The 23989-nt window shown below is 68.7% G+C and carries 22 protein-coding genes; 2 read left to right on the top strand and 20 right to left on the bottom strand.

Annotation, left to right across the window (positions count from 1 at the left end):
- Window positions 1-32: 32 nt before the first annotated feature.
- From D8Y23_RS04180 to D8Y23_RS04230, 11 genes are all read right to left on the bottom strand, one after another.
- Entirely contained in the window at window positions 33-386 is a 354-nt protein-coding gene (locus D8Y23_RS04180) for an RNA polymerase-binding protein RbpA (protein WP_128216913.1), read from the bottom strand.
- Window position 387: 1 nt separating this feature from the next.
- Window positions 388-636, bottom strand: coding sequence for a preprotein translocase subunit SecG (secG, locus tag D8Y23_RS04185; RefSeq protein WP_128216914.1), 249 nt, complete (start codon window positions 634-636; stop codon window positions 388-390).
- A 113-nt stretch (window positions 637-749) separates the two neighbouring features.
- Complete coding sequence (tpiA, locus tag D8Y23_RS04190; protein ID WP_128216915.1) at window positions 750-1538, bottom strand: triose-phosphate isomerase; 789 nt, start codon at window positions 1536-1538, stop codon at window positions 750-752.
- Window positions 1529-2743, bottom strand: coding sequence for a phosphoglycerate kinase (locus D8Y23_RS04195; RefSeq protein ID WP_128216916.1), 1215 nt, complete (start codon window positions 2741-2743; stop codon window positions 1529-1531). The genes tpiA and D8Y23_RS04195 overlap by 10 nt, the downstream gene beginning before the upstream one ends.
- A gap of 6 nt (window positions 2744-2749) precedes the next feature.
- The gene (gap, locus tag D8Y23_RS04200; RefSeq protein WP_128216917.1) at window positions 2750-3760 is read right to left on the bottom strand and encodes a type I glyceraldehyde-3-phosphate dehydrogenase; all 1011 of its coding nucleotides are present in this window, start codon (window positions 3758-3760) and stop codon (window positions 2750-2752) included.
- Between the two features lie 104 nt (window positions 3761-3864).
- Complete coding sequence (locus tag D8Y23_RS04205) at window positions 3865-4491, bottom strand: superoxide dismutase (RefSeq protein ID WP_076490619.1); 627 nt, start codon at window positions 4489-4491, stop codon at window positions 3865-3867.
- Window positions 4492-4661: 170 nt separating this feature from the next.
- A complete protein-coding gene (gene whiA / locus D8Y23_RS04210; RefSeq protein WP_128216918.1) occupies window positions 4662-5639 on the bottom strand; it encodes a DNA-binding protein WhiA in 978 nt (325 codons plus the stop codon).
- 83 nt (window positions 5640-5722) lie between these two features.
- Complete coding sequence (gene rapZ / locus D8Y23_RS04215) at window positions 5723-6601, bottom strand: RNase adapter RapZ (protein WP_128216919.1); 879 nt, start codon at window positions 6599-6601, stop codon at window positions 5723-5725.
- Window positions 6602-6628: 27 nt separating this feature from the next.
- A complete protein-coding gene (uvrC, locus tag D8Y23_RS04220) occupies window positions 6629-8572 on the bottom strand; it encodes an excinuclease ABC subunit UvrC (RefSeq protein ID WP_205796837.1) in 1944 nt (647 codons plus the stop codon).
- A 3-nt stretch (window positions 8573-8575) separates the two neighbouring features.
- Window positions 8576-11515 (bottom strand): excinuclease ABC subunit UvrA, encoded by a 2940-nt coding sequence (uvrA, locus tag D8Y23_RS04225; protein WP_128216920.1) that lies wholly within the window; start codon window positions 11513-11515, stop codon window positions 8576-8578.
- Window positions 11516-11623: 108 nt separating this feature from the next.
- Window positions 11624-12058 (bottom strand): MarR family winged helix-turn-helix transcriptional regulator, encoded by a 435-nt coding sequence (locus D8Y23_RS04230; RefSeq protein ID WP_240663771.1) that lies wholly within the window; start codon window positions 12056-12058, stop codon window positions 11624-11626.
- 34 nt (window positions 12059-12092) lie between these two features.
- Between D8Y23_RS04230 and D8Y23_RS04235 the strand changes: the two genes are divergently transcribed.
- Window positions 12093-12329, top strand: coding sequence for a hypothetical protein (locus D8Y23_RS04235; RefSeq protein ID WP_428844464.1), 237 nt, complete (start codon window positions 12093-12095; stop codon window positions 12327-12329).
- Between the two features lie 50 nt (window positions 12330-12379).
- Here the strand turns inward: D8Y23_RS04235 and D8Y23_RS04240 are convergent, their stop codons facing one another.
- The 3 genes from D8Y23_RS04240 to coaE all read right to left on the bottom strand — a co-directional run bounded on the left by D8Y23_RS04240 (window position 12380) and on the right by coaE (window position 15556).
- A complete protein-coding gene (locus tag D8Y23_RS04240) occupies window positions 12380-12802 on the bottom strand; it encodes a VOC family protein (protein WP_128216923.1) in 423 nt (140 codons plus the stop codon).
- A 13-nt stretch (window positions 12803-12815) separates the two neighbouring features.
- Window positions 12816-14885 (bottom strand): excinuclease ABC subunit UvrB, encoded by a 2070-nt coding sequence (uvrB, locus tag D8Y23_RS04245; RefSeq protein ID WP_128216924.1) that lies wholly within the window; start codon window positions 14883-14885, stop codon window positions 12816-12818.
- A 71-nt stretch (window positions 14886-14956) separates the two neighbouring features.
- Window positions 14957-15556 (bottom strand): dephospho-CoA kinase, encoded by a 600-nt coding sequence (gene coaE / locus D8Y23_RS04250; protein ID WP_128216925.1) that lies wholly within the window; start codon window positions 15554-15556, stop codon window positions 14957-14959.
- A gap of 110 nt (window positions 15557-15666) precedes the next feature.
- Between coaE and D8Y23_RS04255 the strand changes: the two genes are divergently transcribed.
- Window positions 15667-16047: a response regulator transcription factor gene (locus tag D8Y23_RS04255; protein WP_128216926.1), complete on the top strand. Its 381-nt coding sequence runs from the start codon at window positions 15667-15669 to the stop codon at window positions 16045-16047.
- Between the two features lie 10 nt (window positions 16048-16057).
- Here D8Y23_RS04255 and D8Y23_RS04260 read toward each other — a convergent pair whose 3' ends face one another.
- The 6 genes from D8Y23_RS04260 to D8Y23_RS04285 all read right to left on the bottom strand — a co-directional run bounded on the left by D8Y23_RS04260 (window position 16058) and on the right by D8Y23_RS04285 (window position 23865).
- The gene (locus D8Y23_RS04260; RefSeq protein WP_128216927.1) at window positions 16058-17221 is read right to left on the bottom strand and encodes a hypothetical protein; all 1164 of its coding nucleotides are present in this window, start codon (window positions 17219-17221) and stop codon (window positions 16058-16060) included.
- Window positions 17203-18834, bottom strand: coding sequence for a sensor histidine kinase (locus D8Y23_RS04265; protein WP_128216928.1), 1632 nt, complete (start codon window positions 18832-18834; stop codon window positions 17203-17205). Before D8Y23_RS04265 ends, D8Y23_RS04260 begins: the two co-directional genes overlap by 19 nt.
- A gap of 111 nt (window positions 18835-18945) precedes the next feature.
- Entirely contained in the window at window positions 18946-19611 is a 666-nt protein-coding gene (locus tag D8Y23_RS04270) for a hypothetical protein (protein ID WP_164878138.1), read from the bottom strand.
- 73 nt (window positions 19612-19684) lie between these two features.
- The gene (locus D8Y23_RS04275) at window positions 19685-20239 is read right to left on the bottom strand and encodes a GIY-YIG nuclease family protein (RefSeq protein WP_128216929.1); all 555 of its coding nucleotides are present in this window, start codon (window positions 20237-20239) and stop codon (window positions 19685-19687) included.
- Between the two features lie 40 nt (window positions 20240-20279).
- Window positions 20280-22583: a maltose alpha-D-glucosyltransferase gene (gene treS, locus D8Y23_RS04280; RefSeq protein ID WP_428844465.1), complete on the bottom strand. Its 2304-nt coding sequence runs from the start codon at window positions 22581-22583 to the stop codon at window positions 20280-20282.
- A gap of 73 nt (window positions 22584-22656) precedes the next feature.
- On the bottom strand, window positions 22657-23865 hold the full coding sequence (locus D8Y23_RS04285) for an MFS transporter (protein ID WP_128216930.1): 1209 nt from the start codon (window positions 23863-23865) through the stop codon (window positions 22657-22659).
- Between the last annotated feature and the right edge of the window lie 124 nt (window positions 23866-23989).

Here is a 23989-nt window from a genome sequence, read left to right on the forward strand (position 1 = left end):
CCAGTGGCATCCGGTCTCTTCTGTGCGGGGGTCTACTGGCCGCGGCGCTCGCGCAGCTGCTGCAGCGCGTCGTCGAGGAGGGACGCCGCTTCCTCGTCGGTGCGGCGCTCCTTCACGTAGGCCAGGTGAGTCTTGTAGGGCTCGGACTTCGCGAGAGCCGGCGGGTTGTTCTTGTCGCGACCGGCGGGAAGGCCCGAGTGCGGGGAGTCGATGGTCTCGGGGATCTCGGCGTCGGGGATACCAGCGGCGAAATAGCGGACGGTCTCATTGCCGAGCGCATCCCAGTACGACACCGCGACGCGGTCGGCGTGGAATCCGTGATCCTGTTCCCCCATCGGGCCCGCGCCGACGCGCGTGCCGCGAATGGCGTTGCCGCCAGTGGCCATGTCAGAGCTCCGCGAACTTGGTGAGGAGACCGAGACCGACGATGGTGAGGAACCACACCAGCGCCAGCACGATCGTGAATCGGTTGAGGTTGCGCTCGGCCAGGCCGGACGAGCCGAGTGCCGAGCTCATGCCGCCGCCGAACATGTCGGACAGGCCGCCACCACGCCCCTTGTGGAGCAGGATGAGCAGAGTCAGCAGGAGGCTGGTCACGCCCAGGAAAACCTGCAGGACGAACTCGAGAATCTGCACTGTCGAAAGCCTTTCGCTGCGGTCGGAACCGACCGCACAAGCGTCAAGTATACGGGGAGGCGTAGCGGACACACGGATGCCCGCGGCGCGGGGCCGCGGGCATCCGAAGTCGGTCAGACGCCGACGTGCTTCTGGTAGCGGATGATCGCCGCGAACTCGTCCACGACGAGGCTCGCACCACCCACGAGAGCACCGTCCACGTCGGGCTCGCGCATGAAGCCGGCGATGTTGCCGGACTTCACCGAGCCGCCGTAGAGGATGCGCGTGCGCGCAGCCGCGTCGGCACCGAGCTTGTCGGCGATGACGGACCGGAGCTTCGCGCACACGTCCTGCGCCTGGTCGGGAGTCGCCGCCTGGCCCGAGCCGATGGCCCAGACCGGCTCGTACGCCACCACGATGTCGGCATCGGCTGCCACGCCCTCGAGCGCGACCTCGAGCTGTCCCGCGGGAACGGCGCTCGCGCCGAATTTCTCGAGATCCTCCGACGTCTCGCCGACGCAGATGACGGGAACGAGTCCGTGGCGCAGCGCCGCCTGGGTCTTGGCCGCGATGACCTCGTCCGTCTCGTGGTGGAACTGCCGGCGCTCGGAGTGCCCGATGATCACGTAACGCGCGTCGAGCTTCGCCAGGAACTGCCCCGAGATCTCGCCCGTGTACGCGCCGGAATCGTGCGTCGACAGGTCCTGCCCGCCGAGCGCGAACTCGATCTTGTCGGCGTCGAGCAGTGTCTGCACGGTGCGCAGGTCGGTGAACGGCGGGAAGACCGCCACCTCGACGCTGTCGTACTCGTGCTTCGCTTCCTTCAGCGTCCAGTGCAGCTTCTGAACGAACGCGACCGCCTGCAGGTGGTCGAGGTTCATCTTCCAGTTGCCGGCGATGAGGGGGGTACGGTTCAGGACCATCCGAGGACCTCCAGTCCGGGGAGCTTCTTGCCTTCGAGGAACTCCAGGCTGGCGCCGCCACCGGTGGAGATGTGGCCGAACTGGTCGTCCGTGAAACCGAGCTGACGCACGGCCGCGGCCGAGTCGCCCCCGCCGACGACGCTCAGCCCGTGCACCTCGGTGAGCGCCTTCGCGACGGTCTTGGTGCCGGCCGCGAACGCTGCCATCTCGAACACGCCCATCGGGCCGTTCCAGAACACCGTCCGGGAGTCGCGGATCGCTTCGGCGAACAGGTCCGCCGTCCGCGGTCCAATGTCCAGACCCAGACCCGAGGCGCCGAACGGGGTGTCCTCGAGCGCCACGGCGTCTGCCACGACGTGCTCGGCGTCGGCCGAGAACGACGCCGCAACGACGGCGTCCACGGGGAGGACGATCTCGACCCCGCGCTCCTTCGCCGTCGCGAGGTAGCCCTTCACGGTGTCGATCTGGTCCTGCTCCAGCAGGCTAGAGCCGACCTTGCTGCCCGCGGCTGCCAGGAACGTGAACATCATCCCGCCGCCGACGAGCAGCTTGTCCACGCGCGGCAGGAGGTGCTCGATGACACCGAGCTTGTCGCTGACCTTCGAGCCGCCGAGGACCACCGTGTACGGCCGTTCGGGATTCTCGGTCAGACGGTCGAGGACCTCGAGCTCCTTCTGGATCAACAGACCCGCCGCGGACGGCACGATCTGGGCGAGGTCGTAGACGCTCGCCTGCTTCCGGTGCACGACACCGAAGCCGTCCGAGACGAGGGAGTCGCCGAGCTCGGCGAGCTCTCGCGCGAATGCCTGGCGCTCGGTCTCGTCCTTCGAGGTCTCTCCCGCGTTGAAGCGGAGATTCTCGATGACCGCGACGTCGCCGTCCTCGAGCGAGGCGACAGCCTCGCGCGCGGATTCGCCGACCGTGTCGCGAGCGAACGCGACCGGCTGTCCGAGGAGCTCGGTCAGGCGCTGCGCGACCGGCTCGAGCGAGTACTTCGGGTCGGGCGACCCGTCGGGACGCCCCAGGTGCGAGCACACGACGACGCGGGCGCCGGCGTTGATGAGGGCGTTGAGAGTCGGCAACGACGCGCGCACGCGGCCATCGTCCGTGATGACGCCGTCCTTCAGGGGGACGTTCAGGTCACAACGGACGATGACGCGCGTGCCGGCGAGCGACCCCAGCGATTCGAGGGTACGCAGAGCCATGGAGTGTCAGAGACGCTCGGCGACGTACTCGGTCAGGTCGACGAGGCGGTTCGAGTAACCCCACTCGTTGTCGTACCACGACGAGACCTTGACGAGGTTGCCCGAGACATTGGTCAGCTCCGCGTCGAAGATCGACGAGTGCGGGTTGCCCTGGATGTCGCTCGAGACGATCGGGTCTTCGGTGTACTGGAGGATGCCGTTGAGGCGACCCTCCGCCGCGGCCTTCTTGTAGACCTCGTTGACCTGGTCGACGGTCAGACCCTCGGTGGGCGTAACGATCGTGAGGTCGACGATCGAGCCGGTGGGAACCGGGACGCGGTACGACGAGCCGCTGAGCTTGCCGTTGAGCTCCGGAAGGACCAGGCCGATGGCCTTGGCGGCACCGGTCGACGCGGGCACGATGTTGATCGCGGCGCCACGCGCACGGCGCAGGTCGCCGTGCGGGCCGTCCTGCAGGTTCTGGTCGGCGGTGTACGCGTGAGCGGTCATCATGAAACCGCGCTCGATGCCGAAAGCGTCGTTGAAGACTTTCGCCAGCGGGGCGAGGCAGTTCGTGGTGCACGACGCGTTCGAGATGATGACGTCGGTCTCGGGGTTGTACGTCTCTTCGTTGACGCCCATGACGATGGTCGCGTCGTCACCCGTGGCGGGGGCCGAGATGAGGACCTTCTTGGCGCCGCCGGCTACGTGCTTCTTGGCGTCCTCGGCCTTGGTGAAACGGCCGGTGGACTCGATGACGATGTCCACGCCGAGCTCGCCCCACGGGAGGTTGGCCGGGTCGCGCTCTTCGAAGACCTTGATGGTCTTGTCGCCGACGGTGATGGAGTCTTCGGTGTACGAGACCTCTTCGGCCAGAACGCCTCCGACGGAGTCGTACTTGAGGAGGTGGGCCAGGGTCTTGTTGTCGGTGAGGTCGTTCACCGCCACGATTTCGAGGTCGGCACCCTGCGCGAGCGCCGCGCGGAGGTAGTTGCGTCCGATTCGGCCGAAGCCGTTGATTCCGATCTTGACGGTCACGGAATATCTCCTGAATCAGTTGTGCGCGGGAAGCGCGTGATTGCGGTGTTCGCTGGCGGACAACGGCGTCCCGACGAGGTGTCCCGTCGGGACGCCCACGCCGTTTACGACAGTACCAGCAGACCCGTGGTCTTCTCACGGGCGGCCGCGAAGCGCTCCTGCGCATCGGCCCAGTTGGCGATGTTCCAGAACGCCTTCACGTAGTCCGCGCGAACGTTCTTGTAGTCGAGGTAGTACGCGTGCTCCCACACGTCGAGGAGGAGCAGCGGCACCGTGCCGGCGACGATCTGGCCCTGCTGGTCGAAGAACTGCTGGATGAGCAGGTTCTGACCGATCGAGTCCCAGAACAGACCCGCCCAGCCCGAGCCCTGGACGCCGAGCGCCGCCGCGGTGAACTGTCCGCGGAAGGCGTCGAAGGAACCGAACTGGTCGTCGATCGCGGCCTCGAGGTCGCCGGTCGGCTTGTCGCCCCCGTTGGGCGAGAGGTTCGTCCAGAAGATGGAGTGGTTGGTGTGACCGCCCAGGTTGAACGCGAGGTCCTTCTGGAGGCGGTTGATGTTCGCGAAATCGCCCTTCTCGCGCGCCTCGGCGAGGAGGTCCAGCGTGGTGTTCGCGCCGTTGACGTACGTCTGGTGGTGCTTGCTGTGGTGCAGCTCCATGATGGTCGCGCTGATGTGGGGCTCCAGCGCGGAGTAGTCGTAGGGCAGTTCGGGCAGCGTGTACTTCGCCATGTTCTCTACTTCCGAATCGGCGCTGCACCGAGACCTCGGCGCAGCGAGGGTGACGTGTTCATCCTACTGAGCCGCAACAGACCGACCACGGGGTTGCTTCCCGGAATGACGGCCGTTAACGAAAACGGATGCCAGAGGTCCTGGCATCCGTTCGTGTGCGAGTGGGAGGGTCAGTCTTCGGCGCCGACCGGCACCGCGGACTCGGTCCCAGGGATGCCTTCGGCCTCGGCCTTCTTGTCGGCCATCGCGAGCAGTCGGCGGATGCGACCGGCGACGGCGTCCTTCGTCAGCGGAGGGTCGGCGTGGTGGCCGAGCTCGTCGAGGCTCGCGTCGCGGTGCGCCAGACGCAACTCGCCCGCCTCCTGCAGATGGCCGGGCACCTCGTCGCCGAGGATCTCGAGAGCGCGCTCGACGCGCGCGCACGCGGCGACCGCCGCCTGCGCGGAGCGGCGCAGGTTCGCATCGTCGAAGTTGACCAGGCGGTTCACGCCGGCGCGCACCTCGCGACGCTGACGCATCTGGTCCCACTCCCCCGCGGTGCGGCGAGCTCCCATCTCGTACAGCGCGCTGCGGATGGCTTCGCCATCACGCACGACGACGCGGGGAACGCCGCGCACCTCGCGGGCCTTGGCCGGGATGCCGATGCGGTGTCCGGCACCCACGAGAGCCATGGCTGCCTCGGACGAGGGGCACGAGATCTCCAGTGCCGCCGAACGACCCGGGTCGCTGAGCGAGCCGCTCGCCAGGAACGCCCCGCGCCAGATGGCGCTGAGGTCGGGACGCGAACCCGTCGTGAGCTTGTTGGGAAGGCCGCGGACGGGACGACGGCGCTGGTCGAGGAGGCCGGTCTGGCGCGCGAGCGTCTCCCCCGCCTCGATGACGCGGACGGCGAAGTGACCACCGGTGCGACCTCCGGAGCCCTGGACGTGGTGCAGCTCGGGACGGACACCGTAGAGCTCCATGAGGTCGCGAGCGACGCGGCGGGCCAGGACGTCGGAGTCCAACTCGGCTTCGACGGCGACGCGGTTCGCGATCGAGTGCAGACCACCCGAGAAGCGCAGGATCGCCGTGAGCTCGGCGACGCGCGCCGTCGGACGCGGGTCGCGTACGGTGATCAGCTCGGCCTTCACGTCGGCGGTCAGCGGCACGGTTCTCCTCGGTTCAGGACGATGGGGCAACGCTCCCGACGGCGCGGGTGAGGCTGTCGAGGCGGCGGGGACGAGGGTACAGCCTACTCGCGGCCGAGGTCACGGTGAGTCACACGGACCGCGACGCCCGGCACATCGCCGAGGCGCGCGGCCAGCTCGCGGCTCATCACGACCGACCTGTGCTTCCCCCCGGTGCAGCCGATCGCGACGACCGAGTGGCGCTTGTTCTCGCGCTGGTATCCGTCGAGGACCGGCCGCAGGGCGGCCGCGTAGGCATCGAGGAACTCTCGTGCGCCCTCCTGCGCGAGCACGTACTCCCGGACCGTGGGGTCTTCTCCGGTGAGTGACCTCAGCTCCTCGTTCCAGAACGGATTCGGGAGGAAGCGCATGTCGGCCACGAGGTCGACGTCGGTGGGCAGGCCGTACTTGAAACCGAAGCTCATGAGCGTGACGGTGTGCCGTGCCGCCCCCTCCTCGCCGAACAGTTCGACCGTCCGGATCGAGAGCTGGTGGACGTTGTAGGTCGAGGTGTCGATCACGACGTCGGCGGCTTCGCGCAGCGGGGTCAGTCGTTCCCGCTCGCGTCGGATGCCGTCGAGGATCGTTCCGTCCCCCTGCAGCGGGTGCGGTCGCCGCACGGCCTCGAACCGGCGCACGAGCACCGCGTCCGAGGCATCCAGGAACACCACGCGCACCTGGCCGTCGGCCTGCAGCGCACGCATCGCCTCGGGGAGATCGCCGAAGAGCGAACGCCCGCGGACGTCGACGACGACCGCGACCCGGGGCACGGCCCCACCCGCCCGCTCCGTGAGATCGAGCAGAGGGCGCAGCATCCGCGGGGGGAGATTGTCGACCACGTACCAGTCGAGATCCTCCAGCGCGTTCGCGACGGTGGATCGACCGGCGCCCGACATCCCCGTGACGATCAGCACCTCGGCGGGCGCATCCCGTGCCGTCTGCATGATTCGCCCTTTCGTCGGGATTCCAGCCTAGCGAGCCAGGCGGGCGTGGATCGCCTCGGCGAGCGTCGGACCGATTCCCGGGAGCGCCATGATCTCGTCGGGCGATGCGTTCTTCAGCGCCGTCACCGAGCCGAAATGCCGGAGCAGGGCCTTGATCCTGGCATCCCCGAGCCCCGGCACCTCGGTGAGCACGCTCGAGATGTCGCGCCTGCGGCGTTTGCGCTGGTGGGTGATCGCGAAACGGTGCGCCTCGTCGCGCAGACGCTGCAGCAGGTACAGCGCCTCGGACGTACGCGGGAGGATCACCGGGTAGTCCTCCCCCGGCAGCCACACCTCTTCGAGCCTCTTGGCGATGCCGCACAGCGCGATCTCCTCGTGGCCCGCGTCGGCCAGCGCGCGAGCCGCCGCGGCGACCTGAGGCTGGCCGCCGTCGACGACCAGCAGCTGCGGGCGGTAGGCGAAGCGCGGACGCTTCCGCGTCGTCACGACCTCCCCGTCGGCGGTCGCCTCCGGGCTCTCGGCATCCGCGACGATCGCGCCGCCGAGCGTCTCGCGTTCGTCGTCTTCGGGTCGGTCGAGATAGGCCAGACGCCGCGTGAGCACCTGGTACATCGAGTCGGTGTCGTCGGTGGTCTCGGCGACGCCGAAGGTGCGGTACTGGTCCTTGCGGGGCAGCCCGTCCTCGAAGACGACCATGGATGCCACGACGTTCGTGCCCGCGAGATGCGAGACGTCGTAGCACTCGATGCGCAGCGGCGCCTCGTCGAGGCCCAGGGCCTCCTGCAGATCGGTGAGCGCCTGCGAGCGGGCGACGTAGTCGCTCGTCCGGCGGGTCTTGTGCAGCATGAGCGCCTGCTGCGCGTTCAGCGTCGCGGTTCTGAGCAGATCGGCCTTCGGTCCGCGCTGTGCGACCTGCAGGGAGACCGGCCTGCTCCGACGATCCCGCAGCCACGCCTCGAGCTGCTCGGCGTCGTCCGGAAGCTCGGGCACGAGTACCTGTCGTGGGATGTCGGCGGCCGTCGCGTCGCCGTAGGTGCGCTGCAGGACCTGGTCCACGAGGTCGGCGCCGGAGATGTCGATCTCTTTCTCGATGGTGGTCGCGCGGACACCGCGGACGCGGCCCCCGCGCACGACGAAGTGCTGCACCGTCGCGGCGAGCTCGTCCTCGGCGATGCCGAAGAGATCGGCATCCGTGTCGGATGGGAGGACGAGGGCGCTCTTGCCGAGGACCGCGTCGATCGCCTGCAGCTTGTCGCGGTAGCGTGCCGCGGCTTCGTAATCCATGGCGGCCGAGGCCTCCGTCATGCGAGCCGTGAGCGCTTTGGTGAACCTCTGGTCGCCGCCGGACATGAACGCCACGAAATCGTCGACGATCGCGCGGTGCTCCTCGATCGTCACCTTCATCGAGCACGGTCCGCCGCAGCGTCCGATCTGCCCCGGGAAGCACGGCCGGCCCGACTGCATCGCCTTCTTGTACGACGCGTCGCTGCACGTGCGGATCGGGAAGACCTTGATCATCAGGTCGATCGTGTCGTGCACGGCCCAGACCTTCGGGTACGGGCCGAAGTACTTCGCCCCGCGGATCTTCGGATTCCGCGTGACGATGACCCGCGGTGCCTCATCGGCGAGCGTGATCGCCATGAACGGGTAGGACTTGTCATCGCGATAGCGGACGTTGAACGGCGGATCGAACTCCTTGATCCACATGTATTCGAGCTGCAGCGAGTCGACGTCGCTGGGCACCACGGTCCACTCCACGGACGCCGCCGTCGTGACCATGCGCCTCGTGCGCTCGTGGAGCGAGTACAACGGTGCGAAGTAGTTCGACAGACGCGCCCGCAGATTCTTCGCCTTGCCGACGTACAGCACCCGCCCCTCCGCGTCGCGGAAGCGGTACACGCCCGGGTTGGTCGGAATCTCTCCCGCTTTCGGCCGGTACGGCAGCTGCGACACCCGTTCCCGGGATGCCACGGCTCAGGCCCCCGCGCGGGCCAGTTCCGGCTCGCGCTCGGTGGTATTGCGCTGCGTGCCGGTGCGACCCGTCTCGAGGAGTTCGGCCAGGAAGGCTCCGGTGTGGCTCTCGGCGACCGTCGCCACCTGCTCGGGCGTGCCGGTCGCGACGATCGTGCCGCCGCCGGCACCGCCCTCGGGGCCGAGGTCGATGACCCAGTCCGAGCTCTTGATGACGTCGAGGTTGTGCTCGATGACGATCACGGTGTTGCCCTTGTCGACGAGCCCGTTGAGCACCTGGAGCAGGAGCGAGACGTCTTCGAAGTGCAGACCGGTCGTCGGCTCGTCGAGCACGTAGATCGAGCGGCCGTTGCTGCGGCGCTGGAGCTCGGTCGCGAGCTTGACCCGCTGCGCTTCCCCACCCGAGAGCGTCGTGGCGGACTGTCCGAGACGCACGTACCCGAGACCCACGTCCACGAGGGTCTTGAGGTACCGGTGGATGGCCTGGATGGGCTCGAAGAACTCCGCGGCCTCCGAGATCGGCATCTCGAGCACCTCGGCGATGTTCTTGCCCTTGTAGTGCACCGAGAGGGTGTCGCGGTTGTACCGCTTGCCGTGGCACACCTCGCAGTCGACATACACGTCGGGCAGGAAGTTCATCTCGATCTTGAGCGTGCCGTCGCCCGAGCACGCCTCGCAGCGGCCGCCCTTGACGTTGAAGCTGAAGCGCCCGGCCTGGTAGCCGCGCACCTTCGCCTCGGGCGTCTCGCTGAACAGCGTCCGGATGCGGTCGAACACACCGGTGTAGGTCGCCGGGTTCGAGCGCGGGGTGCGGCCGATCGGCGCCTGGTCGACGTGCACGACCTTGTCGAGGTTGTCGAGGCCCGTGACGCGCGTGTGCTTGCCGGGCACGCGCCGCGCGCCGTTGAGCTTGGAGGCGAGGACTTCGTACAGGATGCCGTTCACCAGCGTCGACTTGCCCGAACCGCTGACGCCGGTGACCGACGTGAGCACCCCGAGGGGGAAGTCGACACTCACGTTCTGGAGGTTGTTCTCGCGAGCTCCGACCACCGTGATCTGGCGCTTCCGGTCGATCTTGCGGCGCTTCTTCGGCGCCTCGATCGAGCGACGGCCCGAGAGGTACGCACCGGTGAGCGAGCGGTCGTCGTCGAGGAGTTGCGCCAGCGGTCCGGAGTGGACCACGTTGCCGCCGTCGACGCCGGCGCGGGGTCCGATGTCGACGACCCAGTCGGCGGCGTGAATGGTTTCCTCGTCGTGCTCGACGACGATGAGCGTGTTGCCCAGGTCGCGAAGGGTCTCCAGGGTCTGGATCAGTCGACGGTTGTCGCGTTGGTGCAGACCGATGGATGGCTCGTCGAGCACGTAGAGGACGCCCGTGAGGCCCGACCCGATCTGCGTCGCGAGACGGATGCGCTGCGCTTCGCCGCCCGAGAGCGTGCCCGCGGCGCGTCCCAGGCTCAGGTAGTTCAGGCCGACCTGCAGGAGGAAGTCGAGGCGCGCGCGGATCTCGCGCAGCACCGCGGCGGCGATCGTCGCCTCACGCTCGGTGAGGGTGAGCTTCGAGAAGAACTCGCGCGCGTCGGCGAGGCTCATCCGGGATGCCGCGGCGATCGAGGTGCCGTCGACCAGCACAGCGAGCACCTCGGGCTTGAGCCGGTCGCCGTCGCACACCGCGCACGGCACCTCGCGCAGGTACTCGGACCAGCGCTGACGCTGAGCGTCGGACTCGGCTTGCAGGTACTGCCGTTCGATGTACGGAACGACGCCCTCGAAGCCGGAGGAGTATCTCATCTCACGCCCGTAGCGGTTCTTCCACTTGACGGTGACCTTGTAATTCTCGCCGCGCAGGACCGCATTCTGAACGTCCTTCGTCAGGTCTCGCCAGGGGGTGTCGAGCGAGAAGTCGAGGTCGCGGGCGAGCCCCTCGAGGAGCCGCTCGTAGTACTGGAAGAGTCCCTTGCCCTGCGTGGTCCACGGCAGGATCGCGCCGTCACGGATGGACAGCTCCTCGTCGCCGAGCATGAGGTCGACGTCCACCGACATACGCGTTCCCAGGCCCGAGCACACCGGGCAGGCGCCGAACGGAGCATTGAACGAGAACGTCCGCGGCTCGATCTCGGTCAGCTGCAGCGCGTGGCCGTTGGGGCAGGCGAGCTTCTCGGAGAACGACTGCCACGCGGCATCCCCCTCCTCGTCGACGAAGTTCACCTGCATGATGCCGCCGGCCAGCCCGAGAGCGGTCTCGACCGAGTCGGTCACGCGCGACAGGATGTCTCCGGATGCCACGAGCCGGTCGACCACGACCGCGATGTCGTGCTTGTAGCTCTTCTTCAGTGTCGGCGGCTCAGCCAGCTGCACGAGCTCACCGTCGACGACGGCGCGCGCGTAGCCCTTGGCGCTCAGCTCTTTGAAGAGGTCGACGAACTCGCCCTTCTTCTGCGTCACGACGGGCGCGACGATCTGGTAGCGGGTGCGCTCGGGCAACTCCATGAGCTGGTCGGCGATCTGCTGCACCGTCTGGCGCTGGATACGCGCGCCGCAATCGGGACAGTGCGGGACGCCGATGCGCGCCCACAGCAGACGCATGTAGTCGTGGATCTCGGTGATCGTGCCGACGGTCGACCGCGGGTTGCGGTTCGTGGACTTCTGATCGATCGAGACCGCGGGGCTCAGGCCCTCGATGAAGTCGACGTCGGGTCGGTCGACCTGTCCGAGGAACTGGCGGGCATAGGCGCTCAGCGACTCGACGTACCGGCGCTGCCCCTCGGCGAAGATCGTGTCGAACGCGAGGCTCGACTTTCCCGACCCCGAAAGGCCGGTGAACACCACGAGCGAATCGCGCGGAATGTCGAGGTCGACGTTCTTCAGATTGTGGACGCGGGCACCGCGAACACTGAGCTTTCCGCTGGTGTTTCCGGGAGACGAGACAGGAACGATGGGCACCGCACAAGTCTAGGTTCCCCCTCCGACATCGGCCCCGGGTTCGCCGCCGGCGCACGGATGTGCGAGAGTGCGCGGCCCCCGCGTGCGGACGGGCGATCGGTCTGCGGCTCAGTCGGCGGCATCCTCGCGCCGTGCGAAGGGCGCGAGGCCGTCGCGCAGGGCGACGAGTGCCGCCTCGTCCACGCCGACGCGGGCCATGATCTGCGCGGGCACGTCCAGGGCCCGTTCGCGCAGCGCCCTTCCATCCGCCGTGAGGTCGATGTCGAGGACCCGCTCGTCGTCCGCCCGCCGCGAGCGCTCCACCCGACCCTGCGCCTCGAGGCGCTTGACGAGCGGCGACAGGGTCGCGGGTTCCATGGCGAGCTCCGCGGCGAGAGCACCCAGCGACCGCGGTGCCTGCTCCCACAGCGCGAGCATGACGAGGTACTGCGGGTGGGTGAGGCCGAGCGGTTCGAGGACCGGACGGTAGATCGACACGATGTTGCGCGCGGCGGTGACGAGGGCGAAGCACACCTGGTTCTCCAGCCGCAGCGGATCGTCCACGCGCTTCCTCCAATTCGTTAGTACACTAATGATCATGGCACAAAAGGATGCCGACCGACCCCCGTTGCGCGAACGCGTCCGGGCTGCCGGCGGGTGGTACCAATACCTCAACACGCGTCTGATCCGCGTGGCGGGACCTGCGTCGGTGGGGCCGTATGAGACGACGCCCGAGCCGGTGCGCACCGGGCGTCCCTGCCCGCTCTGCGGCCATGCCATGTCGGAACACAGCGTCGACCGCTCCGGGCCCAAGCCGCTGCTGCACTGCCCCTGAGATCCCCGAGCGACGCGCACCGGCCCGAGACCTCGGCCGCGAGGGCGGGGTCAGGCGAGCTGCGGTCGCCCGTCGGCATCCAAGGGCCAGCCGGGGTTGACCGCGACCTCCCACGGATGACCGTCCGGGTCGACGAAAACGCCCGAGTACCCACCCCAGGGAGTGGTCGCACCCAACCGCCCCAGGGTCGCGCCGGCGGCTACGGCATCAGTGAGTATCGCGTCGACGTCCTCGGGCGCGCGCACATTGTGCGCGAGCGTGACGCCGCCCCACCCTCCGACGTCCGGAACGGCCGAGTCCGCGGCGAGCTTCCCGCGATCCCACAGGGCGACGACCATCCCGCCGACGTCGAAGAACGCGACCTCGCCCTCGACCGAGTCGGCGTGCCGATGCCAACCGAGACGCTCGTAGAACCGCAGCGACCGCTCCAGGTCCGCCACCCCGAGCGTGATCAGCGAGACTCTCTGCTCCACCGTGTCCTCCGGCTCAGGCGTGCCCGGCCCGCTCCATCGCGCGGAGTTCCTTCTTGAGGTCCTGCACCTCGTCACGCAGGCGTCCGGCGAGCTCGAACTTCAACTCACTGGCCGCCGCGAGCATCTGCTGCGTGAGGTCGGCGATCGTGGATTCCAGCTGATCGGCGCCCTCGGCCGCGATCCCCGTGCGACGCAGCTGCGGCGTCGGCGACTTGCCCTTGCCCGCTTTGTCGTTCCGGGACAACAGGCTCCGGGTGTCCGATGCCTCGCGCGCGAGCACCTCCGTGATGTCGGCGATCTTCTTGCGCAGCGGCTGCGGGTCGATGCCGTTCGCCGTGTTGTACGCGATCTGCTTCTCGCGACGCCGCTCGGTCTCGTCGATGGCGTTCCGCATCGAGTCGGTGATCTTGTCGGCGTACATGTGCACCTCACCCGACACGTTGCGGGCCGCGCGTCCGATCGTCTGGATGAGAGACGTGCCGCTGCGCAGGAACCCTTCCTTGTCGGCATCCAGGATCGCCACGAGCGAGACCTCGGGCAGGTCGAGCCCCTCACGGAGCAGGTTGATGCCGACGAGCACGTCGTAGACACCCGCACGCAGTTCCGTCAGCAGTTCGACGCGTCGGAGGGTGTCGACGTCGGAGTGCAGGTACCGCACACGAACGCCGTGCTCTCCGAGGAAGTCCGTCAATTCCTCGGCCATCTTCTTCGTGAGCGTCGTGACCAGCACGCGCTCGTCGCGCTCGACGCGGAGACGGATCTGCTCGAGCAGGTCGTCGATCTGCCCCTTGGACGGCTTCACCACGATCTCGGGGTCGACGAGACCCGTCGGACGGATGATCTGCTCGACGACACCGTCGGCGATACCCATCTCGTAGCGACCCGGGGTCGCCGACAGGTAGACCGTCTGGCCGATGCGGTTCTTGAACTCGTCCCACCGGAGCGGCCGGTTGTCCATGGCGCTCGGGAGCCGGAACCCGTGCTCGACCAGCGTGCGTTTACGCGACGCATCTCCCTCGTACATCGCGCCGATCTGCGGCACGGTCACGTGCGACTCGTCGATGACGAGAAGGAAGTCGTCGGGGAAGAAGTCGAGCAGGGTATGCGGCGGGTCCCCGGCGTTGCGACCGTCCATGTGCCGCGAGTAGTTCTCGATGCCCGAGCAGAACCCCAGCTGCTGCAGCATCTCGAGGTCGAACGTCGTGCGCATGCGCAACCGCTGCGCCTCGAGCAGCTTGCCCTGTGACTCGAGCTCTTTCAGCCGCTCGCCGAGTTCGTGCTCGATCGTGCCGATCGCGCGCTGCACCGTATCGGTGCCGGCGACGTAGTGCGACGCGGGGAAGATCGGGACGGAATCCATCTTCTGGATCACATCGCCGGTGAGCGGGTGCAGCGTGTAGAGGGCTTCGATCTCGTCACCGAACATCTCGATACGGATCGCGAACTCCTCGTAGACCGGGATGATCTCGATCGTGTCGCCGCGAACCCGGAAGTTGCCGCGCGAGAAGTCGACGTCGTTGCGGTTGTACTGCATGGCGATGAACTTGCGGATGAGGGCGTCGCGGTCGTACCGCTCCCCCACCTGCAGCGCGACCATGGCCCGCAGGTACTCCTCCGGCGCGCCGAGGCCGTAGATGCACGACACCGTCGAGACCACCACGACGTCGCGGCGCGACAGCAGCGAGTTCGTCGTCGAGTGCCGCAGCCGCTCCACCTCGGCGTTGACCGAGGAGTCCTTCTCGATGAACGTATCGGTCTGGGGCACGTAGGCCTCGGGCTGGTAGTAGTCGTAGTACGACACGAAGTATTCGACGGCGTTGTTCGGCATGAGTTCGCGGAACTCGTTGGCGAGCTGCGCCGCGAGCGTCTTGTTGTGGGCCAGGACGAGCGTCGGTCGCTGCACCGCCTCGACGAGCCACGCCGTGGTCGCCGACTTACCGGTGCCGGTCGCGCCGAGCAGCACGACGTCGGTCTCACCCGCGTTGATGCGCGCGGCGAGATCGGCGATCGCCTGCGGCTGGTCACCGGACGGGGAGTACTCGCTGATGACCTCGAAGGGGCGGACGGAACGGGTGGCCTGCATGATTCCAGCGTAGGCGGGGCCTCCGACATCGGGGGCGGCACCGCGTTCGCCGTCGGCGAGCGACGCGCCGATCAGCTCGTCGCGAGTCGCTCCCACAGCTCGTCGACCTGCCGTCGCGTGGCATCCAGATCGCCGGTCGTGTCGATCACGACATCGGCCAGCGCCAGCCGCTCGTCGTCGCCCGCTTGCGCGGCGATGCGCGCGCGGGCCTCGGCCTCGGTGAGACCGCGCTGCGCGATCAGCCGCTGCACCCGCTGCTGCGCGGGTGCGTGGGCGACGACGACCAGGTCCCACTCGCCCGTGCCACGGGATTCCGCCAGCAGCGGCACGTCGTACACCACGACCGCGTCGGGATCCGCCGAGAGAGCCGCCCGGAACCTCCGCTGCGACTCCTCGCGGACGGCCGGGTGAACGAGCGCGTTGAGCGCGGCCAGCCGCTCCGGGTGGCCGAAGACGCGCGAACCGAGCGCCGGCCGGTCCAGCGTCCCGTCGGGTGCGACCACGTCCGCGCCGAACTCCCGGGCGATCGCGGCCAGAACCGGCGACCCGGGTGCCTGGACGTCGCGCACGATCGCGTCGGCGTCGACCACGACGGCGCCTTTCTCGGCGAGCATGCGGGAGATGGTGGACTTTCCGGAGGCGATTCCGCCGGTCAGCGCGAGCAGTGTCACCCATCGAGGATGCCACAGCCGCCACGCCCCGATCCGGCGGCATCCCCCGTGGGCTACCATTTCCTCAAGGCCGCATTCGCGCCCTCCGACCGGTTGGCGAGAGTGTCATCATGCCGAATCCGAACGTCGTGGTCGTCATCGAAGACGATGTCGACATCCGCTCGCTGCTCAGCGCGACCCTCGAGCCCGTCGGTTTCATCGTGCACACCGCCGTTGACGGCCTCACGGGGATCGAGACCGTCCGCCGCGTCGACCCCGCGGTGACCACGCTCGACGTCAGCATGCCGGGCCTCGATGGGTTCGAGACCGCGCGCCGCATCCGTGAGTTCAGCGGGACGCGCATCCTGATGGTGAGCGCGCGCGTGGACGCCACCGAAGAACGTCTCGCGCGCGAAGCCGGTGCGGACGACTACCTCACGAAGCCGTTCCGGCCGCGCGAGCTCCGCGCCCGCGTCCAGGCCCTCGTCACCGAACCGGGCGACGCGCACTGAGACCCGGTCGTCACTCCGTCGGCATGCCGAAAGGCTGATCGCCGGTCATCGCGGCGCGGCTGGCGTCGGCGTCGGCGCGATCCACCAGGGTCGGACCGTCCGCGCCGTCCACCGAGGCGAGGGCCATACCGATCCCCACCACCGGCACGACCGACGTGGCCAGATCCGAGAGATCGGCCACGAGCCGTTCGTGGAGCACACGGACCAGCCGCCGGTAGTCGGTCGTCAGCGAGGTCGAGAACGCCACCGAGAGGCCCGTGGCATCCGTCTCTCCCACCAGGGCCATGGTGGGGGCATGGCGCCGAACGGACGCGCGGAACGCCTGCGCCATCTCTTCGGCCTCCTCCGGCCCGAAGGCGGTGGCGACGCGTCGGAGGTCGTCGACCCGGATGCCGATGACGCACAGATCCTCCCCGGCCGCCCGGGCACGGGCGACCAGGATGGTCAGGACCGCACCGAAGGACTCCCGCAGCAGCACCCCGCTGCGGTCGACGACGAGATGGCGGGTCTCCGGATTGCCCCGCAGAGCGGACTCGTTCGTGCGGAGCACCGACGTGACCACGACGGCGGCGACGACCAACGACATCGTGAGGAAGGCCGACACGCTCGTGCCGAAGTAGGTGAGGAACACCGGACTCTCCGGACCCTGCACGATGAAGACGATCGTGCGGACCGAGAACCACACGGCCTCGATGGTCAGGACCGTCGTCAACGCCGCCGCGCTCCAGCGCCGCCCGATGGCTCCGCGCCGCGTCTCGATCGCTCCCAGCACCGCGAACAGCGCATTGGCGAGGAACAAGGGAACCGCTCCCGCCCAGTCGCCCGCCGCGGGACCGTCCAGGAGCGCGAGCAGCACCACGACCACCAGGCCGACGGACGTGACGATGACCGGAACCCTCAGCCGGCGCCCATTAAACGCCGCGCTCCCCAACCAGATGAAGGAGGTCGCGCCGACGAACGCGCCGTTCCCGAGGGCGATCGCGACGAACGCCCCGGGCACGGCTATCGAGACCAGATAGCACACGGCGGAGAAGACCCCGGCGAGGAACGCGGTCGCCCACAGCCGTCCCGGAAGCGCGTCGCGCAGCATCAGGGTGTCGAGAAGATAGATCACCGCCGAGACCAGGATGACGAGCGACGAAGCCGCCTGCAGGCTCAGGACGTCAAAGACCATGACTGCGCCTCTTCCTTCTGGGGCAGGCGCACCGTGAAGACGGAGCCGGCCCCGGGTGCGGTTGCGAGCGAGATATCGCCCCCGTGGGCGCGCGCGATGTCCCGACTGATCGCAAGGCCCAGTCCGCTGCCGTGGACACTGGAGTTGCGCACCGCATCCGCGCGGAAGAACCGCTCGAAGATACGCGCCTGCTCGCTGGGCGAGATTCCAGGACCGTTGTCAGCGACCGTGATCAGCACCGCCTCGGCCGCGCGTTCGACGGAGACGACGACGCCACCGCCGCGCGTGTTGTACTTCACGGCGTTGGACAGGAGGTTGTCGACGACCTGCCGCAGGCGATGCGCATCCACGACCGCCCGGCACGAATGGACACCGGACGCATCGATCCGGATGCCGTGCGCCATCGCGCGGGGCGCGACCGCGGTCACGGCGCTCTCGACGATCTCGGCGACGTCCGTCGGCGCCGGGTGCAGGGCGAACCCCACCCCGTGCCGGGAAGCCGCAGACATGGCGAGGATGTCGGCGACGAGCTCGCGGAGTCGCGCGGCGTTACGCTCCGCGATCTCCAGCTGCTCGCGCGTGGATGCCGCCAGATCATCGTCGTCGAGGGCGAGCTCGAGGTAGCCGAGGATCGAGGTGAGCGGCGTTCGCAGCTCGTGCGAGACGCTCGCGACCAGGTCCTCGCGCGCGCGGAGCGCCAGCTCTTCAGCGGTCACGTCGCGCGAGACGACGACGCTGCCCCCGTCCTTCCCCTCGCGCGACGGAAGGCGCCGGGCCGTCACATTCAGCGCACGGCGGTCGTCGCCCGGCATCCCGAACCAGACCAGCTCGCCCTCGAATGTCTCCCCCGCGCGGGCCCGTGCGAACGGCGTCGCGCGCGGATCCAGCGGTGTGATGCCGTCGGCCGCGAAGACGTCGGAGGCGGGGCCGAGCGGTTCGGTGCTCGCTTGCAGCCGGGCGTGCGCCTCGTTGCTCACGGCGTATTCACCCTCGGCCGTGATGCGGATGACCCCGAAGTCGACCGCGTCGAGCACCTCGGTGACAAGGTCCTCCTGGCGGCGGGAGCGTTCGAGCGCCCGCCGCAATTCGGCCGACTGATTCTCGAGCAGGGACCGCTGCGCACGCGTGCGTTGGGCCGCGAAGTGCGACATCGTCGCCAGAGCCGCAAGGGTGAAAGGGAGAACGAACGTCGACGCCGCCACGCGCTGCATCTCGTCGAACGCCTGATAGGTGATGAGGGCCGTCACCGCCGCCGTCACGCCGACGACCCCACGGACACCGAACACGGAGCCGATCCACATGGCAGGGAAGGCCCACAGCAGACCGATGCCCGCGACCGGCGCACTTTCGCGCATCACTCCGATCGCTGCGACGTCGACGACGGGAGCGACCAGGACGAGCCACGACGGCAGGGCATCGCGGGGCGAGAGGACGACGATCCCCGCGCAGACGAAGATCATGCCGGCGCCCGCGACGAACAGGGCGACATCCTCGATCTGCCCGAGGACGAGGGTCACCGCAACCGCGAGCACGGTCGCACCCGCCTGGAGCAGCTGGCTGGTCAGCAAGCTCCGGTGAAGGCCGAGCCGCTCGCTCGGCGACGGGCCGGACATGGCCTCGACCCTAGCGTGCGGTGCCCGCGTCCGTGCGGCGCCCACGCGGGCGACTCCGCGAGTCGGCGGAGGGCGTCGCGTCCGGCGAACGGTCGGACCGCGGTGGCGAGGTCAGAATCCGAAATCGCCGCCGAAATCGCCTCCGAAGTCGCCGAATCCGCCGGCGTCGCCCGCACCCGGATCGTCGAAGGATGCCGCGTCCCCGCCGTCCGCAGCGACACCGTCCTCGAAGCCCGCGGCGTAACCGGGGTCGAACAGGGATCCGACGAGCGCGGAGCCGATGACGTAGCCGCCGATGGTGCCGAGCATCGAAGCACCGAGCAGGGAACCGAAACCGGGGGCTCCCCCACCGCCGCCGAACGACCGTCCGCCGAAGGTGCGCTCCATGAAGCCCGGACGCGTGTACTCGGCCCGCGTCGCCGCGCGCGCGAGCGACGCGGGATCGTCGCTGCGGGGGCGTTCGGCGATCGGCAGCCCCGACGACAACTCCTGAAGCACCTGCTGACGCTGGCTCGGGGTGAGGCGGGCGAACGCCTCGGCGTGCACCTGTTCCACGGTCTCGGGCGGTGCCGTTCGCAGCAGGTAACGGTAGCGGTCGAGCGCCTGAGCGTCGTCGCCCGACGGCGTGGGTGCCGCCCCGGCGGCGCCCGGCGGTGGAGGGGGTGCGTACCGACCGTCGGCGTCGCGCGCGCCGCTCACCGGAACGTGCGAGGCCGGGGCGGCCGGCGCGCGACGCCCATCGTCGCTCGAGCCGAAGAGCCGATCGAGGAAGCCCATGAGTACCCTCCTTCTGTCTGCCCCCACGGTAGGGGCGGTGGCTTTGAGTCGCCTGTGCCGTAGCGTCGGGCCGTCAGCCCTGACGGGCGTGAGCTTCACTCGTCCACCGAGCCACCAGGTCCCACGGGTCGTCGACCCCGTGCGACAGCGACGCGATGTGGGTGTCGAGAGCAGCGCTTCGAGCGAACCACTCCGAGCCGCCCAGGCGATCCGCGGCGAACTGCACGTGCCGCCGTCGTTCGACCGCGCGGTCACCGCGCTCGAACGCGAGGAGCTCGTCGTGGCGGATGGCCCGCAGTCTGCGCCGGGGCTGCGCGCTCGTTCCGATCTTCACGCGATCGCGGAACCGGAGGTAGTAGACCACATCGATACGGGGAGGGGGCAGCTCGCCGTCGACGGGCTCCCCGTGATGCCATTCGCACACGGCGCACAGCCACCCGCTCGGCCAGCGGACGCCCAGCCGGGAGCCGCAGAGCAGACACGGCGTGGGCAGGAGGTCGGCGACGCCGTCGCGTCGGCCCACCCACTCCGCGGCGAGGGCGAGGTGCTCGTCGCACAGGCCGACGGGCGCGCCCCGGACGACAGGCTCACCGCACTCCGGATCGAGACACGAAGACCCTGTACTCATGCGCCGAAGCGTACCCGCGGCCGCCGACACGACCGCCCACTCAGTCCTCGGCCGCCTCCGGAGCGTGCATCCGCAAGAACAGACCCGCGTACGGTCCGAGCTCGAGAGCGAAACTCTGCAACTCGTCGACACGGCCGACGACATCGCCGGTCGCGGCATCCACCGCCGTGCTCTGCGGCACCAGCCATTCCGAGCGGACCGTTCCCTCGATGCTCTCCCCGGAGAAGTTGAGCACGGTGATCTGCAGCGGCGCATCATCAAGGCGACGATCACCGCCGTCGAGCCGATGGACCATCACCAGCATGCTGGGGTGGCCGACCTGCGGAATGTCGACCTGGGATGCCACGGCGATCTCGTTCTCGCTGCGAATGCGCAGAATCTCGCGCAATCCCGAGAGGAACGAGTCGGGATCCGCCTGCTGCCTGCCGAGGGAACCGTAGAGCGACCGTGCCCGCGGCATCCCGGACGCCGACGTGGCTGCGTCGGGCGCGACGTCGAGCAGATCGTGCGCGCCGCGTTCGATCCAGCGTGTGTCGCCCGACGAGATGAGGTGGCGCACCTCGTCGGCGGGCAGGGTCAGCGAACCGGTCAGGTCCCAGCCCGACAGAGCGAACACGCCGGGCTGCCATGAGTTGTACTTCGCCAGGAGAAGATGCGCGTCGCGGATCGCGGGCGCGTCTGCCTCCGTGATGTCCTCGAGCGTCGCTTTGCCCTGCGTCGCCGCGATGAGGGACGCGGTGGTGCACGCGATCCCGTTCTGCGTGAAGACGAGGTTGTAGTCCGCGTCGACCGTGAGCGCCTGGGTGAGTTCGGCACGCACCGTTTCGGCGATCTGCGCTCCGGTGGCCTCGCCGTGCCGGAAGGAGTAGACGGTGTCGCGATGAGTCGTCGCCCAGTGCACCAACTCGTAGGTCAGCTCGTCGTGGTTCTGCATCCCGTGCACGAGTTGCACCGGCTCCACCCCGGTCTCGAGTGCCGTCGTGAGCGCCAGGCGGAGAAACTCCGTGTTCGCCGTCGCCAACGCGTGGTGGTAGCCGGGTCGCGTGACGAAGTCGTACGACAGATCAGCACCGACCGCACTGGTGTCGCGGATGTCCTCGATGGTGAGGTTCAATTCCTGGAACGTGAACCCCCCGACCTTCCGCACCATGCCGGCGATGATGTGGTTCGCGGCGTGGGAGAGCGGGTGTCCCTCCGACCACGCCGGCATCCCCTCAGCACTCTTCTCGACGCCGAGGAAGCCATTGGCATCCAGTCGGAGCGCGCTCGTACCGAGGTCGCCGAGCGAGTGCAGGGCGTCGCCGATGACCAGGCGCATACCGGCGAATGTCGGGTCGAGCCAGTTGATCGAGGGCTGACCCTCCTTGAAGTAGTGCAGGTACACCCAGCGGCGCTCGAGACCATCGGTACCGACGACCGGGGCCGTCGCGCTCCAGTTCGTCTCTTTCACGCCGGGCGTGAAGAAGATGACGCGCTGGAGCTCGCCGATGATGTAGCCGCGCGCGCTCAGCTCGCGTTCCGTGTCGGCGTCGAGGTTCACCGAATCGCGCCCGGCGGGGACCTCCGGCAGGAGCCCCCAGTCCTCGCGCGGGATCTCGACCATGTGATAGATCCCGGGGTAGTCCTTGTACGCCATCTCCGCGAGGCGGAAATCCGCACCCTTCCCCGTGTGTCCGGGCACGATGTCATCGATCACGCTGCCGCCGTGGGCGTCTGCCACGTCGGCCATGCGTCGGAAGGCGTTCTCGTCACCGAACTCGGGGTCGATCTGCGTGCTGATGCGGTCGAAGTGACCGTCGACGCTCGGCGTCTCCTGCCAGCCGCTGATTCCGCCCGCGCGCTTCACCGGTCCGGTATGGATGCCATTGATCCCGACCCACTCGAAGGCATCCCACAGTGCCTCGTCACCGAGCGCATCGAGGAACGACTCCCCCGGCCGCGCCATGAGCGAGATCGGGTACGCCGTGAACCAGACGTCGGTCGATTCGATCGCGCGTCGCGCGTCCGGCCGCGCGTAGGGGTTGCGCCACATCGATGGCTGTCCGGACAGCTGGCGGCTCAGAACGTCGGCGTCTTTGAGCATCGACTGACGCACGAGCCATTCCACATACGACGGGTTGCCGCCGTTCGCGTTGCGCGGATCGGTGAGGAAGCGCCGCAGCGTCCCGCCCCTGAACTGGTCGCGCGGGCGGAGCCGCCGCGGGCGGGCCGGATAGCGCTGTTCGTCGTAGCTGATCTCGGCGACCGGGTCGGCGGTCTCATCGCCCACGCCGTCGTCGATCTCGTCACCCGGCGTCCGTGCTGTCGTCAGCTCGTCGGCGTCGTCCACTCGCGACCTCCTCATGTCGTCGTACCGACGCTAGTCGGACGAGTGACATCACGGAGAGGGATTGACCCGGAACACGCAGAGGTTCGCCTCACGCCCGATCGCGCGCACGCAATGCGGCCCGCGCCAGCGCGCCCGCGACGGCGCAAATGCCGATCACGGTGACCATGAACCACACCCACCCGCTCGCGGTGAAGATCAGACCGAGAAGCCAGCCGAACAGACTCGAGCCACCGTAGTAGCCCAAGTAATACAGCGACGACGCCTGGGCGCGCGCCTGCGGTTCCGCGGCCACGGGCGTCCACCCCGACGCGACCGCGTGCGCGGCGAAGAAGCCCGCGGTGAAGACCACCAGACCCACGACCACCACGACCGTCACAGGGACCGACATCAGCGCGGCACCCGCAGCGGTGACGACGATCGAACCGACGAGCACCGGATAACGTCCGAGACGCACGGCAAGAGCTCCGGCCCGGGGCGAGGAAACCGTCCCAGCCAGGTAAGCGATGAACAACAGCGTCACAATGGCCGGGGCGAGCGAGAACGGCGGTGCCGTGAGATGGAAGCCCAAGTAGTTGTAGACGGCGACGAACGCGCCCATGAGAAGGAAGCCCTGGGCGTACAACGCCAGCTGAACCGGGGCCCGCAGATTGACCATCACACGGGCCACCACCGTGGGGCCCGGCATCGTCCGGGTTCGACCAGGGACGAAGCCTCGGGCACAAGGAACGAGCGTGAGGAAGATCACCGCCGACACGGCACACAGCAGGATGACGGATGCCACACCCCACCGCCACCCGGCGACCTCGCCGATGGGACCCGACACCAGGCGTCCGCTCAGCCCACCGACCGTCGTGCCGGCGATGTACGACCCCGCCGCCGCGGCGACGTGGCGGACATCGACCTCTTCGCTCAGGTAGGCGAGCGCGACGGCTGGGATCGCCCCGAGAGCAAGGCCCTCGAGAAGACGCAGGGTCAGGAGAACCGCGACGTCAGAGGCCAGCGGCGCCGTCGCCCCCAGCACCGTTGCGGAGATCACTCCGAACGCCATCGCCGGCACCCTCCCGACACGGTCGGCGACCACCGACCACGGCAGGACAGCGACGGCCAGACCGAGAGTCGACGCGGAGACGGTCAGCGCGGCGGTCGCGGGATCGATTCGGAGGTCCGCCGCGAGCTGTGGGAGGACAGCTTGGGTCGCGTAGAGCTGCGCGAAGGTCGCGACTCCCCCGAAGAACAGGCCCACGAGCAGCCGACGGTACTGTCGGCTTCCCGGAACGTGTCCTGAGAAATCGCTCACCCTGCGACCCTATCCGTTTCCCTTTGCGGAGGGCTCAACGAAAAAAGGCGCCGACCACACCTCAGACGAGGAGTGATCGACGCCGAAGCGACGAATGTGTCCGTATATGCGAAATGGCCACCCA

This window comes from Microbacterium enclense, from assembly GCF_004022425.1.
In the GTDB taxonomy this organism is placed as follows: Bacteria; Actinomycetota; Actinomycetes; order Actinomycetales; family Microbacteriaceae; genus Microbacterium; species Microbacterium enclense_A.

What these genes read in the sequence shown, in the direction of transcription:
- D8Y23_RS04205 (WP_076490619.1), bottom strand. Translation starts at nt 4,491, where the DNA reads ATGGCGAAGTACACGCTGCCCGAACTGCCCTACGACTACTCCGCGCTG.
- uvrB (WP_128216924.1), bottom strand. Translation starts at nt 14,885, where the DNA reads ATGCAGGCCACCCGTTCCGTCCGCCCCTTCGAGGTCATCAGCGAGTAC.
- D8Y23_RS04275 (WP_128216929.1), bottom strand. Translation starts at nt 20,239, where the DNA reads ATGAGTACAGGGTCTTCGTGTCTCGATCCGGAGTGCGGTGAGCCTGTC.
- D8Y23_RS04180 (WP_128216913.1), bottom strand. Translation starts at nt 386, where the DNA reads ATGGCCACTGGCGGCAACGCCATTCGCGGCACGCGCGTCGGCGCGGGC.
- tpiA (WP_128216915.1), bottom strand. Translation starts at nt 1,538, where the DNA reads ATGGTCCTGAACCGTACCCCCCTCATCGCCGGCAACTGGAAGATGAAC.
- D8Y23_RS04255 (WP_128216926.1), top strand. Translation starts at nt 15,667, where the DNA reads ATGCCGAATCCGAACGTCGTGGTCGTCATCGAAGACGATGTCGACATC.
- D8Y23_RS04270 (WP_164878138.1), bottom strand. Translation starts at nt 19,611, where the DNA reads ATGGGCTTCCTCGATCGGCTCTTCGGCTCGAGCGACGATGGGCGTCGC.
- D8Y23_RS04260 (WP_128216927.1), bottom strand. Translation starts at nt 17,221, where the DNA reads ATGGTCTTTGACGTCCTGAGCCTGCAGGCGGCTTCGTCGCTCGTCATC.
- treS (WP_428844465.1), bottom strand. Translation starts at nt 22,583, where the DNA reads ATGAGGAGGTCGCGAGTGGACGACGCCGACGAGCTGACGACAGCACGG.
- rapZ (WP_128216919.1), bottom strand. Translation starts at nt 6,601, where the DNA reads ATGCAGACGGCACGGGATGCGCCCGCCGAGGTGCTGATCGTCACGGGG.
- D8Y23_RS04265 (WP_128216928.1), bottom strand. Translation starts at nt 18,834, where the DNA reads ATGTCCGGCCCGTCGCCGAGCGAGCGGCTCGGCCTTCACCGGAGCTTG.
- D8Y23_RS04195 (WP_128216916.1), bottom strand. Translation starts at nt 2,743, where the DNA reads ATGGCTCTGCGTACCCTCGAATCGCTGGGGTCGCTCGCCGGCACGCGC.
- D8Y23_RS04235 (WP_428844464.1), top strand. Translation starts at nt 12,093, where the DNA reads ATGGCACAAAAGGATGCCGACCGACCCCCGTTGCGCGAACGCGTCCGG.